We start from the raw sequence: 16,448 nt of genomic DNA, 5'->3' as shown, positions 1-16,448 counted from the left end.
TGATCGCGCCCTCGATGCTCAGTGACATCGAAGGTCTCAATTCACAGCGATGGCGCGCAGGGACTTGAGGTAGGTTGGAATGGTTCGTCGAAACACCGTGTCGATGCTCTCCTTACCCTCGAGCACACAGAGCAGCCCGGCGCCTTCTATCAGGGCAAGGCACTGATCCGCGACAACATCGGGCGACAGCGAGAGGCTGAACCGCCCTTGATCCTGATCACGCCGAACCGACGACGCAATGCGCAGACGTGCCGCCGCAATCTGCTGCGCGATAACGGGCTTGATCTTCGGCAGGATAGAAAACAGAAACCGGTAATACGCACTCAGATCAGGCGTTATCGTGGCTATTTCTGCAATCAAGTGCGAGTAACCGGAGTAAAGCTCACCCACGATCTCTTCGAGACCGGGCTCACTCTTCAGCGGTTCAACCTCTTCTGGCTCTGCCGATGTGAAGAAGCGAATGAAGAAATAGTGAATCGTCGCGTCATGCAGGGCTTCCTTGTCCTTGAAGTGATGATAGAACGCGCCTTTTGAAAGCCCGCTGGCCTTGACCAGGTTCGACAGGCTGGTGTTCTCGTACCCATGCTCCAGGAACAGGCGGAACGCACACTCAATGATTGAGGACTTGGTATCTTTCACAGGAACTCCTTGGCCGATCTGAACAGGCAGTGCGCGGTGACGCCGCCGAGGTCGACTGACGCCAGCGTTCTGAATCCCCAGCGCTGATAGAGTGCGACATTGGCCTCATTCTCGGTATCCAGTGCGATACCGGTCGAACGCCCATGGCTTTGGGAGCGATCAAACGCATCCATCATCAAGCGCCGGCCGAATCCTCGCCCCTGCCCGTCAGGGTGCACGCCGATCAACGACAGGTAGCAATGTGGCGATGGAGGCGATGCGGCTCGGGTGCGCTTCATATACTCATTCAAAAAGGCGGTGACACGCAGTGGCATCGCCAGGGTCACGGGTAAAAAGCGCAGGATCGACAGCGTCAGCCGCACGCCCATGACCAGCCGACTGCCAGAGGGGGGCTCCAGCAACGCACAGGCCATCAATTGCTGACCGACGAACAGACCCCGCGGAGTCCCCCCCATCAGCCGATTCATATCAAACAGAAAGGACAAGAATGCCTTGAGTGAGGTTGGCGTTTTCCGGGAATGAGTAAGGCCCCCGAAAGCCAAAACAAAGAGCGGATCCTTTGCAAAAGCGCTGGCCATGACCGTCATGAACGCGGCCTTGTCGTGCCGCCCCAGGTTGCGAAGGGTTGTGGCTTCAATCATGTGAGGCCACCTGCGAGGACCGCATCCTGACGCCGCCGTAGTGATCGACCGCAAAACCGTAAATGACCTTGAGCATGAACAGCGCGCAAACAACCACCATCAACGGAGAAATCTCAGGCCATAACGGCATCCAGCCAAGGCCTGTGACCAGCAGAAAGGCCCCTGCAAAGGGTTGATATGAACTGGGCTTGAGAAGGTTGACGATCGTCGCGCTGGCCAGGGTGTAGGCCCATACCGCCCATGCCACATCCGTCTCGCGCCCGAGCAGGAAAGCGACCGCGACAACGTGGACATGTACCGCAATGAAGCCCCAGCGATTGGCTGGGCGCTGGGCATAAAAATCGTTGGTCGAGCGCGTGAAATTGGCGATGCAACCAGCCGCGATATCCAGGATCAGTACCAAAGCAAGCACGCTCCTCCAGAGCGGCAGCGCTTCAATCAACTGAGTCGAAGAAACGGCAAGCGCAACCGTCAGGCCTGTGCCGAACAGCAAGATGGCCAGTAACTCGAAGACGGTTTGCTCTTGCCCAAAGACATCGTGGAAGTAGTGATGGATGGAGATAGGTTTCATATCAACGCCTCTACATACCGAACGGTCGGTATGCTATCAACGCCATTTTTTGCCGTCAAATCGACGACCATTCAGCTTGTCCCCTCCTTCCCCATTCATGGCTACTCGCTGGCGGCCGACCTGATGTGGGAGCGGCTCAAACCGTGCCTGCGTACGTCGGCATCAGGGCAAGGTAGCCCTGGCGCCGCCAGCCTAGTGCAACATCACCTGATCTGACGCCCGTTATGTCACCTGGCCCAGGGTGTTGATACACACCACTTTGGGCTGAGTCATTTCCTCATAGGCGAAGCGCACCCCTTCCCGCCCCAGGCTGCCGTACTTGAAACCACCAAACGGCATTGCATCGAAGCGATAGTCGGAGGAGTCGTTGATCATCACACCACCGGCCTCGATCCTGCGTGCAGCGCTCATGGCCGTTGCCAGATCATTGGTGAAGATCCCCGCATGCAGGCTGTACTCTGGCTCGTTCGCCAGCGCGATAGCTTCATCGAGAGTCTCGAAAGGCTGTAGCACCACGACCGGGGCAAACACCTCGTCGCGCCAGAGCCGACTGGCGTGATCGACGTTTTCCAACACCGTGGCGGCGTAGCACGAGCCCTGGCGACGATGCCCGCAGAGCAATGCGGCGCCTTGCGCCAATGCTTCGGTCACCACTTGCTCGGCATTCAGCGCCGCTTGCAGGGTAATCATCGGGCCGATATCGGTACTGGCAAGCATCGGGTCGCCGGTCACCAGCACCTGGGCTTGACTGACAAAACGCTCGCGAAATGCCGCATAGATCGACGCCTGGATCAGCAGGCGCTGTGTGCCGATGCAGTTTTGCCCCGCCGCCCAGAACGCGCCAGACAGGCAACTCTCGACGGCAGCCTCGAGATCGCAGTCGTCCATGACGATCACGGGGGCGTTGCCGCCCAGGTCCATGGCCAGTTTCTTCAGGCCTGCCGTGCGAGCAATCCGCTCACCCGTGACGAAACCACCGGTAAAAGAAATCATCCGCACCTCGCGAGCCTCCACCAGGGCCTTGCCCAATTCTGCCCCGCCGGTGGCGACCGTGACCACCGACTCCGGCAGCCCCGCCTCGACCAGATACCTCACCAATCGGAGGGCCGACAACGGCGCCAGCTCGGACGGTTTGAGAATCACCGCGTTGCCCCCGGCGATGGCCGGACCGAGCTTGTGCGCCACCAGATTCAACGGATCGTTGTACGGGGTGATCGCGACGATCAGGCCCAGGGGTTCGCGGGAGAACCAGCCTTGGCGCGACTCGGAGCCCTCATAGGCGTCGAACGGCAACACCTCGCCAGCATTGCGCCTGGCCTCTTGCGCGGACAGCTTGAGGGTGTTGACGCACCGTTTGACTTCTTTTTCCGCCTGCTTGAAGGTCTTGCCGGCCTCTTCGACGATCAGTCGGGCAAACGCCAGGGCATCGCGTTCAACGTTCAAGGCCGCCTGTTCGAGAATACGTGCCCGCCCATGACGCGACAGTCCGGCGCAGGCTCGTGCGCCGTTACGACCCTGCTCCAGCAACCCCGGAACCTGCGACGCACCAATATCCGCGACAGTCCCGACGACGGTGCCGTTAAAGGGGTTCAGGACATCGATTTGATGTTCAACTATGGCCAGGGCCAGATGCGATGGTTTCACAGGCATTCTCCTAGTTGTGCGCCACAGACTGATGCAGGTTGATGATGTCCGATAGCAGGGCGAACGCCGTTTCCGTGCGCCCTGCCCCCGGCCCCGAAACCGTCACCGCGCCGAGCAGACCGGTGGTAAACGAAACGGCATTGGTGGCGCCGGAAATACCGGCCAGCGGATGATCGTTGTTCAACAGTCGCGGCCCGACACTGGCGCTGACCGAACCATCGGCATGGCGCGTTGCGGCGCCGATAAGCTTCCAACGTGCTCCGTCCCTGCGGGCACTTTCGATGTCGTCCAGGCTGAGTGAGGAAATACCGCTGCAACTGACATCGCTGACCGTCAGCTTGGCATCCAGCAGTTCATTGGCCAGAATCACCACCTTGAGGCGCACGTCATGCCCCTCGACATCCGCCGTCGGATCAGCTTCGGCATAGCCCTGCGCCTGAGCCTCGCTCACCGCCTCGGCGAATCCCAGGCCGCCTTCCATGCGGGTGAGAACGAAGTTGGACGTGCCGTTGAGAATCCCCTCGAAACCCACCATCGAGCTGCCCGCCAGCGACTGCTTGGCCAAGCGAATCACCGGCGTGCCACTCATCACCGAACCTTCGTATTCAAAGGCCACGTTATTGCGTCGGGCCAGTTCCTTCAGCTCGGCACCATGGAGGGCAATCGGTCCCTTGTTGGTGGTGACGACATGCTTGCCACCTTCCAGCGCCCAGCGGCAGAACGAAGTGGCCGGCTCGCCGTCGACCGGATTGGTAAACGTCGCCTCGACTACGATGTCAGCACCGCAGTGCTTGATCACGGATTCGTTGAAGGCTTCGCCATCCCCTCCCGGCACCTGCGCCAGGGCCCCCTTGACCGCCGGCAGGCTGGCCAACAGTCCGGCATCCAGCCCTTCGCGGCGGATCACCGAACCGAGGAACAGGTCGGTGACGCCGACGATTTTCAGGGTGAAACCCAGTTCGCTTTTCCAGCTTTCATTACGCTCGGCAATCAGCTGAGCCAATGCTCGGTTGACACCACCGAAGCCGACCAGCGCCAGTTTGTATTCAGTCATTTCTATTGCCCTTGATCCGAGTGAGGGGTTGTTGGGCACCAGATTAGGCGGGCAGCCAAGGCAGTAAAATATGCCAATTTGCTCTATTTCATGGGCGTTTTGACCTGCACGCGGGCAAAGCGTCAGACATAAAAAAAGCCAACAGACGTTGGCTTTTTCAGCAGGGTAACCGGGGCTAGACCACGGATGATAAAACGAATGAGGTCACGGTGTTTTCCACCCCGGCCAGTGCGGAAATTTCATGCCAGACCCTATGCACCCGCTCCGGACTCGCCGCACCGACCCGCAGCATCAGATCGAACTCACCGCTCATGACATCGCACTGGATGACTTCCGGTATTGCCCGCAGGGCCTGCAGCACTTCCGCGCCGCGCATACGGTCGTAGCGGTAGACGAAAATCACCGCATTGATGTTCGAAGAAGCCTGCCGCCCCTCTCCCGTGCGCACCGTATAACCCTGGATCGCACCGTCACGCTCAAGACGCTCGATACGCTGACGCACGGCATTGCGCGACAGATTGACCTTGGCCGCCAGCTCGGCGTGGGCGGCTCGAGCGTTGACCCGCAGCTCAGCGATGATGCGTTCATCGAGAGGGTCCAGAATTCGCTTCACTTGACCTCCTGGTACGGCGTCTTCACAAGGCGCCGAGCAGTTGATGGAGGGTGTCGAGGTCATCGTGCTCAATCCGATGGAGCTGTTCCGGCCCTGGCTCCTCCAGTGGCCGGTGCTGCGTGGGCACGATGATCCCCAGCTCGCCCAGCAGCGCGGTCGACTTGGCGGGCGAGATCTCGCCCAGGGTGACCATCGGCGCCACCAGGCTTCGACGGTACAGCCTGGCCGCAAGGACGCCGGTGGCGGTATGCGGATCAATCACGTAACCGGTGTCACGATACAACGAGGTGATTTCCTCAAGCGTCTGCTCATCGCTGACCGCGTAAGAGTCGATGATCATCCGCGCCTGCAACCAGCACGCGTTGGAGAGGGTCATTTCACCGCTGGATTCAAACGTTCCCATCAGGGCGCTCACCGCCTGATCGTCATGCTCATAAAGCTCCCAGAGAAAACGCTCCAGGTTGGAAAAGATCGACAAGTCCATGGCCGGCGACAGGGTTTTGTTGGCTCGCAACCTGGAGTAGTGGTTCTTTAGAAACAACTGATGCAAGGCGTCGTTCTGATTGGTCGCAACGATCATCTGGGTAATCGGCAGGCCCATCTTCTGCGCGATGTAACCGGCGTAGACCTCGGCAAAACTCGCCGCCGGTACGCTGAATCCGATCGGGCGCTGACCACCACCCAACTGCAGGACAGCGTGGAAATAAAACACCAGTTGCGCCAGTACGCCGACCCAGTTGCTGGAGTTGAAACTGATCACCTCTCGCTGCGCGCACGGCCACTGCCGCAACAGCCGGGAGACGAGAGTCTGGCAATCGTCGAAGCTGCCGTTGACCGCCACTTTATGAACCCTGGGGTGCGCCACCGCTTGCAAATGCTGGAGCTGGTCCCGCGGCACACCCGCCTGCGGATAAAGCACCACCACGACCGTTTCGTCGCAGTGCTTGAACGCCTCGATGGCCGCCAGCCCGGTATCGCCGTTGGTGGCCCCCAGGACGACTCCGCGACGCTGGCGTTTGCGCAGGAAGTACTGCACCAGGCGTGCCTGCAACTGCGCGGCAAAATCCTTCGAAGAGCGGGTCGGCCCATGGAACAATTCCAGCACCCATTCATTGCGGTCGACCTGATGCAAAGGCGCCAGGGAGCGATGGCTGAAGTGGCTGCCCGCCTCCTTGAGCAGGCGCTTGAAATCGGCTTCGGGAATGGCCTCACCGACAAAGGGACTCATGACCCGATAGGCCAGTTCGTCATAGGGCAAGGTCGACCAATTGGCGATCTCCTGCGGTTCGAACAGCGGCAGCTCGAGGGGTACGAACAACCCGCCGTCCTCGGCCGTTCCAGATAACACGACCTGTTCAAAATTGACCTGCACAGTCGAATTTCGTGTACTCACATAGCGCATGATTGGCTCCGACCACTCATTTGAATCGATGTGCCTGCTCGACCAGCCAGGTGGAAAACATGACCGCGTCGGGGTGCTGGTCGGCCTCGGAACCGCGGACCAGGTAAAACGACTCGCTGGCCTCGATACGCTGGGCGAAGGGTTCGACCAGTCGCCCGTCTTCAAGCATCTCGTCAACCATCGAGGACCGGGCCAGGGCAATGCCCTGCCCCAACTCAGCCATACGCAAGGTGGATATGAGCGTGTCGAACTGCAGGCCGGTCGAGGAATCAACCCCGTGCGCGCCCACCCTGTTCAGCCAGTAACCCCAGCCCTCTTCGTAGCCCAGGACGTGCAGCAGCGGGTGGTGAGCCACATCCGCTGGCACCTTCAGGGGTGAACTCGCCATCAGGGCCGGCGAACAGACCGGAAACAAGGTGTCCCAGGTCAGGCGCTGCGACACCAGGCCGGGCCATTGACCATGGCCCCAGCGAATCTCCATGTCGTCCTCGCCATCGAGCTCCTTGACCCAGATATTGCTGATGTAGCGGATATCGACATGCGGCTGGGCCTGGCGAAAGCCCACCAGCTTGGGCGCCAGCCAGTGCACAAAAAACGACAAACTGCCGCGCACCTTGATCGGCCGGCGCTTGTGCTGACCAAAGATCTCGTTAGTGCCCACCGCCAACCGGATGATCGCATCCTGCACCACCGGCAGATAAGCCTGCCCTTCCTCCGTCAGCCCCAACCCTCGGGGCAAGCGTTTGAACAGCGCCACCCCCAGGTGACTTTCCAGTTGGCGGATCTGCTGGCTGACCGCTCCCTGGGTCAAACACAGCTCTTCAGCGGCGTGGGTGAAGTTCAGATTACGGGCGGAGACCTCGAATGCTCGTAGCCAGTTCAACGGAGGTAACGTCTTCTGCTTCATGGCCTGGACCTCATGGATACCCTCCGCACCGAGCACGCTGCCCACCCCATCGACAGTGCCTAGAACGCATCGGAGGGTTGTGCCAAAGGAGCAAGCGACAAGCGGCGCTCGCGGCTTTTGCGGGTAATGTAATACACGAAGTAGCACCAGGCGATGAAGGGCACACCGAAGTACAAGGCCACCCGCTGCTCAGGGTCGAAGGCAATCCCGACACAGGACAGGCTGCAGCAGACCAGCGCTCCCAGCGGTACCCACGGATAGCCCCGCACACGGAACTTGAGATCGCGGACATCGCCGCCGTTGGCCACATAGTGACGGCGGAAGGCGATCTGGCTCGCGGCGATGCTCATCCACACCACCACCACTGCCAACCCGGAAATCGACACCAGCGCCAGGTAGATGGTGTCGGCGGCAAACACGCTGCTGAGCAACGAGGCCGCACCACCGACCATGCTCAACACGATGGCATTCAACGGCGTCCCCATGCGGGTCAGGGCCGAGAACTGCTTGGGCAGGTGACCTTGGTCGCTCAAGGTCCAGAGCATCCGCGAAGCGGCGTACAACCCGGAGTTGGCGGCGGACAACAAGGCGCTGATGATCACGAAGTTCATGATGTCCGCGGAGTACGGAATCCCGATGTAGGTGAACACCGTGACGAACGGGCTCTCCACCAATCCGGCCTGCTCCCGGGGCAGCAAGGTCGCCAGGACGAAGATGGTCCCGACAAAGAAGATCGCCAGGCGCAGCACCGTAGTGCGAATGGCCCGCGGCACGTTGCGTTGCGGGTCCTTGGTCTCACCCGCGGCGATACCGATCAGCTCGGTGCCGGAGAAGGCGAAGGAGACGGCCAGCAAGGTCATCGCAATCGACATGAAACCGGTGGGGAACAAGCCCTCACGGGTAAAGTTGCCCAGGCCGATGCTGTGAGCCTGATCAATGTGCAGCAGACCCAGAATCGCCCCGCCGCCGATCAAAAGGAACATCACCACCGTCACCACCTTGACCAGGGACAACCAGAACTCGGTCTCGGCGAACCAGCGCACCGAAATCACGTTGCTCAGAAACACCACGCCGGCGAACAGCGCACTCCAGATCCACACCGGAGTGTGCGGGAACCATCGCACCATAAGGATACCGGCGGCAGTGAATTCCGAGCCGATGGCCACGGCCCAGGTCAGCCAGTAAAGCCAGGCCACCGTGTAACCGGTCCCCGGGCCGAGAAAACGTGTGGCATAGGTGCTGAACGAGCCGGTTTCCGGCATCTGCACCGCCAGCTCCCCCAGGCACATCATGACCATGTAAACCATGAGTGCGCCGATGATATAGGCAATGACCGCTCCCAAGGGACCGGCCTGGTTGACCGTGTACCCGGACGTGAGAAACAGCCCGGTACCAATAACGCCACCCAATGCCAGCATGACAATATGGCGGGTCTGCATTTCCTGTTTAAAACCGGCACGCGTATCGAGTTGTTGTTCTTTTATGGACATGGTTATTCTCATGAAAGTGGTGAGGGCACGCATTAACGTCTGCGCTAAGTTGCTGGGCAGAGTAAAAACAGCTTGCCGCTACGTTTTATTATTATTGCTCTTCATGAAGTCCTCACAGACTGTCGGGTCGTGAGGTATTAACGTGCAAACTTCAACTTGCGACCTCAGTGCAAGGTTCTTTGATCGAGGGTTGTGTGTGTTTGGGTGTCTGTTCATCCCGTGAACGCCTGACAAAGGCAAAGGCCTGTTTCAGATCATCGAGCAGATCGTCGGTGTCTTCGATGCCCACCGAGACCCGCACCAGCCCTTCGCCAATCCCCAGCGCCAAACGCTCTTCCAGGGTGTTCTCCACATGGCTGGTGGTCCTGGCCGGGCCGTAGAGGGTTTCCACCGCGCCCAGATTCCCCGCGCAGTGGGCAAACCGCAGGCGGGGCAACAAGACCTTGACCGTGTCCATCCCACCGACAAGGACAAAACTGACGATGGCGCCAAAACCGCGCATTTGCGCACACGCCACCGCGTGGTTCGGGTGGCCGGGCAAGCCGGGATAGTTCACCGATTCCACCAGCGGTTCACTGCCCAGGAACTCCGCCAGGGCACGCGCGCTGTGTTGCTGCTGACGCATGCGCAGTACCAGGGTCTTCATGCCGCGGATGATCAAGTAGGCCGAGAAGGGATCGAGCGCCGCACCATTGATTTCCCGGTAATGACGCACCTTGTCCATCAGGAATCCGGCGCCGCACACCAGACCGCCAAGCACATCGCCGTGACCGCTGAGGAACTTGGTCGCACTGTGCACGACCACGTCCACGCCCAATGCCAGGGGGTTCTGATTCAGCGGCGTGGCGAAGGTGTTGTCCGCCACCACCAAAGCGCCGACGCGCTTGGCCGCACTCACCAGACGTTGGATATCGAGTATTTTCAGGGTCGGGTTGGTCGGCGTTTCCAGATAGAGCAACTGGCAGCCCTTGGCAACCTCACGCTCGATCTCCTCGTGATCGAAGGTTTCGCACAACGTCACCTCCACGCCCATGCGCGGCAGAAACTCTTCGAAAATCTTGTTGGTGCCGCCGTAGCTGTCCTTGGTGGACACCACCCGATTGCCATGGGCGAGGAAGGTGTAAAGCACACTGCTGATCGCCGCCATGCCGCTGCTGAAGGCCACGGCGGACGCGGCCTTTTCCAACTCGCAGATCTTGGCTTCGAGGATCTCGACCGTCGGGTTGCTCATACGGCTGTAGATAAAACCCGGTGCCTTGCCCAGTGCAACGTCGTACCAGTTGTCGATGTCGTCGTAACCATAAGCGGCGCTGACCACAATCGGTGTTTGCGTGGCGTTGTAAGGGTGCCTGACTTGCTCCCCGCCCCAGACCGCACGGGTCCCCGTTCCGGCGTTATCAAGCCCTGCGCTATCAGGTTTATTGTTCATTGAGACTTCTCGCACTGAGGGGGTGAATGTTGAGTGATTCACCGGATCTGGCGGCCAATATATTGAAAACCCGTACACCCGAGAAACGATGTTATCGGTGCCAAAGGGCTGCTTTTTTTAATGGTTGATATGCCCCGGGCCGGCCGGGTTCAGGCGGGCAGCGCAGCCACGGCCTCGATTTCAAACAACATGCCCTCCAGGGCCAGGCATGGCACCGGTATCAGGGTACAGGCGGGTGTCGGCGAGGCGCCCCAGAGTTGCTGCAATAGCGCACTAAAAATCCCAAGGCGCGCATGACTGTGATCGACGATCAGCACCGTGAGCTTGGCCACCTGGCCGACCTCGGCACCGACCGAACGCAGGGCCGTCTGCAGATTGGCCAGAGCCTGGCGTACCTGATCGGAAAAATCAGCCGACAGTTGGCCATCGGCGGTCTCCCCGCCTTGGCCGGCGATAAACACCAGCCGGGCACCGGCGGCCACCTGGGCCACATGGGAGTAGCCGTTGGCGCTGGGGTCATACAGCCCCGTCGGGTTGGACAAGGTAAGCGTGTGCGAGGGGGCTGAGTGCATGCCATGACTCCTGTAAGGGGGAGCGGTCATGTTATTGGCTGATCAATCATAGATAATCAGGCGTTTTATTGATTGAGATTCAACCCAGGAGAAACAATATGGATGTATGGGTCGCCATGCGTACCTTTCGCCGCGTGGTTGAACGCGGCAGCTTCAGCCTGGCCGCCGTCGACCTGGGGCAATCCACAGCGGCGGTGAGCAAGCAGGTGCGGCAGTTGGAGGAACGCTTGGGCAGCCTGTTGCTGCTGCGCACCACCCGCCGCATGAGCCTGTCCGAGGCTGGCCAGGCGTACTTCAGCGAATGCTGCCACCTGCTCGATGAACTGGAAGCCCTGGAACGCGCGACCCAGGTCGGCGCCAGTGAACCCAGCGGCCGTTTACGGGTGAACGCACCGCTGTCGTTTGGCCTCAAGGTGCTGTCGCCGATCCTGGTGGCGTTCATGCAGCGCTACCCACAGCTCAAGGTCGAGCTCACCCTCGACGACCGCCTGCTGGACGTAGTCAGCGAGGGCTTTGATGTGTCGCTTCGGATTCGCAGTCACCTGCCGGACTCCTCGCTGATCGCCCGACGCCTGGGCGAAGTTGAACAAGTGATCTGCGCCGCACCGGCTTACCTGCTGGCCAACGGCACGCCGCATAGCGTCGACGACCTGCGCGAGCACAGCTGCCTGGCCTATCGCCTGGCCGAGCATCCCGGCAGTTGGCACCTGCGAGGCTCGCAAGGCGATAGCCGCCTGGAACTGCCCGTGCGCCTTGCGGTGGACAACAGCCTGATGCTTAGCGACATGTTGCTGGCCGGCCTGGGCATCGGCGCCCTGCCCTCGTTCATCGCCAAGCCCTTGCTCGACATCGGCCAGTTGCTGCAACTGCTCCCTGGGCATTCGATGCCTCGGCGCACGATCTATGCGCTGTACGCCAGCCATAGGCATGTGTCGCAGAAAGTTCGGGTGTTTGTCGATTTCCTCGCCAATGCACTGGAAGCGCTACCGTCGGCGAGCACGTCCACGGGCGCAATGACAACGCTGGACTGATCCGGCTTCAGTCCAGGTTAAATCACGTACCACCATTGAGCTGGCGCTGCACCCGTTTTGGCGGAAAAAGGGGCCGAATCAACGGGTGCCCGGAATCAAGTCCAGGATTTCCTCGATCCCCAGGCAACGTTGCTCCACCTCCAGCGTACGCCCATGCACCAGGATCCCGCTGGCCACCTCCTTCATGGCCATGTAGGCACTGCGCAACATGTGGTTGGCATAGATGACGACGTTGAATCCCGCCGCCTGCAACTGATCAAAGCTCAAATGCGCGTAGCTGGTGGGAACGCAGACCAGCGGAACGTCGGGGTAATGCACACGAAACCGTCGGGCAAACTCCAGGACCTCCTCGCCATCCTTCCTGCGGCTATGGATCATGATGCCGTCGGCACCCGCCTCGGCATACGCAAGACAGCGCTCCATCGCCTCGTCCATGCCTCGGTCCAGAATCAGGCTTTCGCAACGAGCAATGATCATCATCCCCTCCGGGGACCTGCTCGCCCGCCCCAGGCGAATCTTCTGGCAAAACGCCTCGATTGACTCCTGAACCTGGCTGACTGCGTTGCCAAACAGCGAGTTTTTCTTCAGCCCGCATTTGTCCTCGATCACCACTGCCCCGACACCTGCGCGTTCCAGCATCTTGACGTGGATGGCGAAGTGCTCGGGCTTGCCGCCGGTATCGGCGTCGTAAATCATGGGCAAGGCACAGACGTCGAAAATTTCGCGGATGCCTTGCAACCGATTGCTCGGCGAAAGAATTTCGATGTCGGGCAGGCCTCGTTGTGTCGAGTCGGTCAGCGAACTGGACCAGATGGCATCATAGCCCACCCATTGGCCAGGGCCTGTTTCCTGGCGCGATTGCTCCGCCAGCAACGCGGATATCGGACTGTGTACTTCCAGCACCCGTAAACAAGGACGGGTGGCCAACAGGCGGCGAAGGCTGTCCGGACGAACGTCTGCTTCCTGCATACGAAACCTCTCATAGTCTGGTGGGTGTGCTCTCGGGTAGCGCCCCGATCACGGATGAGTCATGTCCAGGGGCACCACGAGTCGATCAAACTCATGAGGGGAGACAAATCCCAACTGGTCTGCCACCTCTCGCAAGGTTTTACCTTCATGGTGGGCTGTCTTGGCGATGATCGCGGCCCTGTCATAGCCGATGTGGCGATTCAACGCAGTGACCAGCATGAGGTTTTTCTGCAGGTTGGCTTCGATTCGAGGCAGGTTGGGAGTGATGCCCTCCGCGCAATAATCGTTGAAGGCGCGGCACGACTCTGCCAGCAGGGTGATGCTCTCCAGCACGTTGTGCACCATCACCGGCTTGTAGACGTTCAATTGAAAGTTGCCCTGGCTGCCGGCAAACGCCACCGTCGCGTCGTTGCCGAATACCTGGGTACAGACCATGGTCAGGGCCTCGCATTGGGTCGGATTCACCTTGCCCGGCATGATCGACGAGCCTGGCTCGTTCTCAGGGATATCGATCTCGCCGATGCCACAGCGCGGCCCGCTGGCCAGCCAGCGCACGTCATTGGCAATCTTCAGCAGGGCCATGGCAAGCGTGCGGATAGCCGCCGAAGTGTTCACCAACGCGTCATGGGCGGCCAGGGAAAAGAACTTGTTCGACGACGACCTGAACGGGTAACCGGTCAGGTCAGCGATGTGGCGCGCGCACTCATCGCCAAAGTGTGGGTGGGCATTGAGCCCGGTACCCACGGCCGTGCCACCGATGGCAAGGTCATACAACCCCTGGATATTCTGTTCTATGCCTTGGAGCGTGTAATCGAGCTGCTCGACCCAACCGCCGATCTCCTGGCCCAGGGTGATCGGCGTCGCGTCTTGCAAGTGAGTCCGGCCGACCTTCACCACGTCCACGAACGCCTGGGCCTTGGCGGCCAGCGTATTGCGCAACAGCGTTACGCCCGGAAGCAAGGTTTCGAATACTTCCGCCACCACCACCATGTACATGGCCGTAGGGAAGGTATCGTTCGACGATTGACCACGGTTGACGTGATCGTTGGGATGGATTGGTGTCTTGCTGCCCATCTCCCCGCCCAGCATCTCGATTGCCCGGTTGGCGATGACCTCATTGGCGTTCATGTTCGACTGCGTTCCGGACCCCGTCTGGAACACGACCAGCGGAAAATGCTCGTCCAGCTTCCCGCTGATGACTTCGTCGGCCGCCCTGACAATTGGCAACGCAATCGACTCGGGGAGCTCGCCCAAAGCGAGGTTCGCCAGCGCCGCGGCTTTTTTCAGAATACCCATTGAACGGATCATGGGGGCGCCCCAACGGAAACGCGAACGGCCAATGGGAAAGTGATGGATCGAGCGCTCCGTCTGCGCTCCCCAGTATTTGTCGGCCGCCACCGGCACAGAGCCCATGGAATCGGATTCAAGGCGCATCAGGTTCTCCTGTCATCGTGTTGATGACCGTGATCAATGGATTGTCAGAAAAAGTCACAGCAGCCCCTATGCCGCGAGGACGGACGCCATCTTGCCCAGGTGTTCACAGGCGCGAACCACGTATTCATTGGACAGTGCCGCGATGCGGCGGTAATTGACCGATTGGCCGGTGGCTTGGCAGTACAGCACGAGCGCATCGGTGGCATGACGAAAATGCCGCGCTTCGACACTGCCGCAATGGACGCTGAGAAAGGCAGCGATGCGGTGGGTTTCGCCCGCCGGGTAGCCGCGCGACTCGCGCAGCCAGCGTTTCCACAGCGGCGTCATCACGTTGTATTCGCCCGTGTTGAACAGCTCGGTCAGTGCCATCATTTCCAGGGCTTCGGTCAGGTCCGGCGCAAGCGGGCGCTTTTCACCCACCCAGGCCGAAAACTCCTTGGTGATCGGGTTCAGGTACCGATCCTGCAAACGCCAGTCATCAGAACCGCAGATCACCGAGGCCATGCGCTGATACAGCTTGGAATGGTGGGGATGGCCGTGCATTTCCCCCAAGCCCACGTCCTCGACAATGATTTCACCGCAATGCCTGGCGGCGTCCAGCAACGCCAACTTCGCCGCGGTATCTGGCATCGACTCGGAAAGTTGAAGGAGGCGCACGATAATACTGGAGACGGCATGCGCCGCCCCATCAGGACTTCTCCACCCGCAAAAGAACGTGCACAGCGAGGACGTCGACCATGGCCGGGAAGTCATGTCTTCATAACGTCGCGTGTAATCAACCAGCTCATCGGCATGATTGATAAAGCCGTCCAGCAATGCTTCCACCAGGTTGCGGTCCTCGACCTCTACCAATGCCTGATGCACGTAATCAATGAATGCCCCATTTGAACTATCCATATTCTCTCCTGGCGTTATTGTTATTGAATCAGTGGTTATTCACGCGCTCGACCGACGACAGAAACTGCACGAAACGATATAGGCCCTCCGCCAACTCTTCAGGCTCAAGCGCATAGGAGATCCTGATACTGGAGGGGTCACCACAGCCGGACCCGGGCACCACCGCGATATGCGCCTCGGTCAACAACAGATCGCTCAGGTGGTCCACGTCCCTGACCTGTTCGCCGCGATAAAAACCGCCCAGCCATGGGGTGACGTCGATGTACAGGTAAAAGGCGCCTTCCGGCGGCGCATAGACCAAGCCCGGCACTTGATCCAGGTAGCGGCGCGCCGTGTCCAGTTGCCCTTGCAGGAAGGGCGCAAGCTGGGCGACAAAGGGCTCGGTGCCGGCGCTGATCGTGGCCAGTGCGGCGTACTGCGACAGGCTGCTGGGGTTTGACGTGGTGTGGCCTTGCAGATTGTGCATGGCCGAAATGACCTGGGCCGGCGCGCAGGCATACCCCACCCGCCAACCGGTGACAGCCTGGCTTTTGGAGAATGAATCGATCAACACCGTCTGGGGCTTGAGCGCCGGCAACAACGACAGGATGTTGTGATGTTCAAAGGAATACCGGGTGAGGCTGCGATAACACTCGTCAAACAACACCCACAGCTGATGATCGACCGCCAGTTGGGCGATCTCGAGCAACTGCTGTTTTTGATACACGGTGCCGGTTGGATTGTTGGGTGTGTTGATCACGATCATCCGGGTACGCGGGGTGAGCGCAGCCCTCACCGCCCTGGCGGTCAGGCGGTAGTCATCGTGCCGCGTATCCACGCCCACGGGGGTAGCGCCTGCCAGGCGAATCTGCGTCGGGAACGTCTCCCAGTGAGGCGTCGGCACGATGACTTCGTCGCCCGGGTTGAGCAACACCATGCAGGCGTTGTAGAGCGCCTGTTTGGCCCCGGCCGTCACCGCCACTTCGTTGGCCGCGAACGTGACCCCGGTGCGTTCCGACACCCGCTGCGCCAGTTGCTCGCGCAGGCGAGGCAGGCCAAGGGGTGGGGTATAACGGTTGCGCGCGCCATGGATGGCTTCCAGAGCACCCGCTTTCATTTGCGCACTGGCGTCGAATGACAACTCGCCGGCGGCGAAGTTAATGACACGCACCCCGC

Annotated in this window: 16 protein-coding genes; 1 reads left to right on the top strand and 15 read right to left on the bottom strand. The window is 60.2% G+C overall.

Annotated elements, in window-relative coordinates:
* Positions 1–36: 36 nt before the first annotated feature.
* The 11 genes from UCMB321_RS29460 to UCMB321_RS10725 all read right to left on the bottom strand — a co-directional run bounded on the left by UCMB321_RS29460 (position 37) and on the right by UCMB321_RS10725 (position 10,962).
* The gene (locus UCMB321_RS29460) at positions 37–639 is read right to left on the bottom strand and encodes a TetR/AcrR family transcriptional regulator (RefSeq protein ID WP_052451137.1); all 603 of its coding nucleotides are present in this window, start codon (positions 637–639) and stop codon (positions 37–39) included.
* Positions 636–1,280, bottom strand: coding sequence for a GNAT family N-acetyltransferase (locus UCMB321_RS10770; RefSeq protein ID WP_052451136.1), 645 nt, complete (start codon positions 1,278–1,280; stop codon positions 636–638). The genes UCMB321_RS29460 and UCMB321_RS10770 overlap by 4 nt, the downstream gene beginning before the upstream one ends.
* Positions 1,273–1,851, bottom strand: coding sequence for a hypothetical protein (locus UCMB321_RS10765; RefSeq protein WP_040066292.1), 579 nt, complete (start codon positions 1,849–1,851; stop codon positions 1,273–1,275). Before UCMB321_RS10765 ends, UCMB321_RS10770 begins: the two co-directional genes overlap by 8 nt.
* A 222-nt stretch (positions 1,852–2,073) precedes the next feature.
* Positions 2,074–3,495, bottom strand: a complete 1,422-nt coding sequence (locus UCMB321_RS10760) for an aldehyde dehydrogenase family protein (RefSeq protein WP_425338554.1) — start codon at positions 3,493–3,495, stop codon at positions 2,074–2,076.
* 10 nt (positions 3,496–3,505) lie between these two features.
* Positions 3,506–4,549 carry a homoserine dehydrogenase gene (locus UCMB321_RS10755; RefSeq protein WP_040066290.1) on the bottom strand — a complete coding sequence of 348 codons (1,044 nt, stop codon included), beginning with the start codon at positions 4,547–4,549 and terminating at the stop codon, positions 3,506–3,508.
* 175 nt (positions 4,550–4,724) lie between these two features.
* Entirely contained in the window at positions 4,725–5,162 is a 438-nt protein-coding gene (locus tag UCMB321_RS10750; RefSeq protein WP_040066289.1) for an Lrp/AsnC family transcriptional regulator, read from the bottom strand.
* A gap of 22 nt (positions 5,163–5,184) precedes the next feature.
* Positions 5,185–6,564 carry a threonine synthase gene (gene thrC, locus UCMB321_RS10745; RefSeq protein WP_040066288.1) on the bottom strand — a complete coding sequence of 460 codons (1,380 nt, stop codon included), beginning with the start codon at positions 6,562–6,564 and terminating at the stop codon, positions 5,185–5,187.
* 16 nt (positions 6,565–6,580) lie between these two features.
* Positions 6,581–7,471, bottom strand: coding sequence for a LysR substrate-binding domain-containing protein (locus UCMB321_RS10740; RefSeq protein ID WP_040066287.1), 891 nt, complete (start codon positions 7,469–7,471; stop codon positions 6,581–6,583).
* A gap of 59 nt (positions 7,472–7,530) precedes the next feature.
* Positions 7,531–8,961 carry an amino acid permease gene (locus UCMB321_RS10735; RefSeq protein WP_040066285.1) on the bottom strand — a complete coding sequence of 477 codons (1,431 nt, stop codon included), beginning with the start codon at positions 8,959–8,961 and terminating at the stop codon, positions 7,531–7,533.
* A 151-nt stretch (positions 8,962–9,112) separates the two neighbouring features.
* Positions 9,113–10,390 carry a cystathionine gamma-synthase family protein gene (locus tag UCMB321_RS10730; protein ID WP_040066282.1) on the bottom strand — a complete coding sequence of 426 codons (1,278 nt, stop codon included), beginning with the start codon at positions 10,388–10,390 and terminating at the stop codon, positions 9,113–9,115.
* Between the two features lie 149 nt (positions 10,391–10,539).
* Entirely contained in the window at positions 10,540–10,962 is a 423-nt protein-coding gene (locus UCMB321_RS10725) for a RidA family protein (RefSeq protein ID WP_040066280.1), read from the bottom strand.
* Positions 10,963–11,060: 98 nt separating this feature from the next.
* On the opposite strand from UCMB321_RS10725, the gene UCMB321_RS10720 reads away from it, so the two are divergent.
* Entirely contained in the window at positions 11,061–11,993 is a 933-nt protein-coding gene (locus UCMB321_RS10720) for a LysR family transcriptional regulator (protein ID WP_052451135.1), read from the top strand.
* A 78-nt stretch (positions 11,994–12,071) separates the two neighbouring features.
* Here the strand turns inward: UCMB321_RS10720 and aepX are convergent, their stop codons facing one another.
* The 4 genes from aepX to UCMB321_RS10700 all read right to left on the bottom strand — a co-directional run bounded on the left by aepX (position 12,072) and on the right by UCMB321_RS10700 (position 16,443).
* Positions 12,072–12,962, bottom strand: a complete 891-nt coding sequence (gene aepX / locus UCMB321_RS10715) for a phosphoenolpyruvate mutase (RefSeq protein WP_040066278.1) — start codon at positions 12,960–12,962, stop codon at positions 12,072–12,074.
* Between the two features lie 48 nt (positions 12,963–13,010).
* The gene (fumC, locus tag UCMB321_RS10710) at positions 13,011–14,399 is read right to left on the bottom strand and encodes a class II fumarate hydratase (protein ID WP_245220777.1); all 1,389 of its coding nucleotides are present in this window, start codon (positions 14,397–14,399) and stop codon (positions 13,011–13,013) included.
* Positions 14,400–14,462: 63 nt separating this feature from the next.
* The gene (locus UCMB321_RS10705) at positions 14,463–15,293 is read right to left on the bottom strand and encodes a hypothetical protein (RefSeq protein WP_040066274.1); all 831 of its coding nucleotides are present in this window, start codon (positions 15,291–15,293) and stop codon (positions 14,463–14,465) included.
* Between the two features lie 28 nt (positions 15,294–15,321).
* On the bottom strand, positions 15,322–16,443 hold the full coding sequence (locus UCMB321_RS10700) for an aminotransferase class I/II-fold pyridoxal phosphate-dependent enzyme (protein WP_245220774.1): 1,122 nt from the start codon (positions 16,441–16,443) through the stop codon (positions 15,322–15,324).
* Between the last annotated feature and the right edge of the window lie 5 nt (positions 16,444–16,448).

It is taken from the genome of Pseudomonas batumici (genome assembly GCF_000820515.1).
GTDB lineage: Bacteria > Pseudomonadota > Gammaproteobacteria > Pseudomonadales > Pseudomonadaceae > Aquipseudomonas > Aquipseudomonas batumici.
This window is presented reverse-complemented; position numbering and strand designations above follow the sequence as displayed.

Bases quoted from the DNA above. Each gene is read 5' to 3' on its own strand.
- UCMB321_RS10770 (WP_052451136.1), bottom strand. From the start codon at position 1,280: ATGATTGAAGCCACAACCCTTCGCAACCTGGGGCGGCACGACAAGGCC.
- thrC (WP_040066288.1), bottom strand. From the start codon at position 6,564: ATGCGCTATGTGAGTACACGAAATTCGACTGTGCAGGTCAATTTTGAA.
- UCMB321_RS10765 (WP_040066292.1), bottom strand. From the start codon at position 1,851: ATGAAACCTATCTCCATCCATCACTACTTCCACGATGTCTTTGGGCAA.
- UCMB321_RS10705 (WP_040066274.1), bottom strand. From the start codon at position 15,293: ATGGATAGTTCAAATGGGGCATTCATTGATTACGTGCATCAGGCATTG.
- UCMB321_RS10735 (WP_040066285.1), bottom strand. From the start codon at position 8,961: ATGTCCATAAAAGAACAACAACTCGATACGCGTGCCGGTTTTAAACAG.
- UCMB321_RS10755 (WP_040066290.1), bottom strand. From the start codon at position 4,549: ATGACTGAATACAAACTGGCGCTGGTCGGCTTCGGTGGTGTCAACCGA.
- UCMB321_RS10740 (WP_040066287.1), bottom strand. From the start codon at position 7,471: ATGAAGCAGAAGACGTTACCTCCGTTGAACTGGCTACGAGCATTCGAG.
- UCMB321_RS10730 (WP_040066282.1), bottom strand. From the start codon at position 10,390: ATGAACAATAAACCTGATAGCGCAGGGCTTGATAACGCCGGAACGGGG.
- UCMB321_RS10720 (WP_052451135.1), top strand. From the start codon at position 11,061: ATGGATGTATGGGTCGCCATGCGTACCTTTCGCCGCGTGGTTGAACGC.
- UCMB321_RS10725 (WP_040066280.1), bottom strand. From the start codon at position 10,962: ATGCACTCAGCCCCCTCGCACACGCTTACCTTGTCCAACCCGACGGGG.
- aepX (WP_040066278.1), bottom strand. From the start codon at position 12,962: ATGCAGGAAGCAGACGTTCGTCCGGACAGCCTTCGCCGCCTGTTGGCC.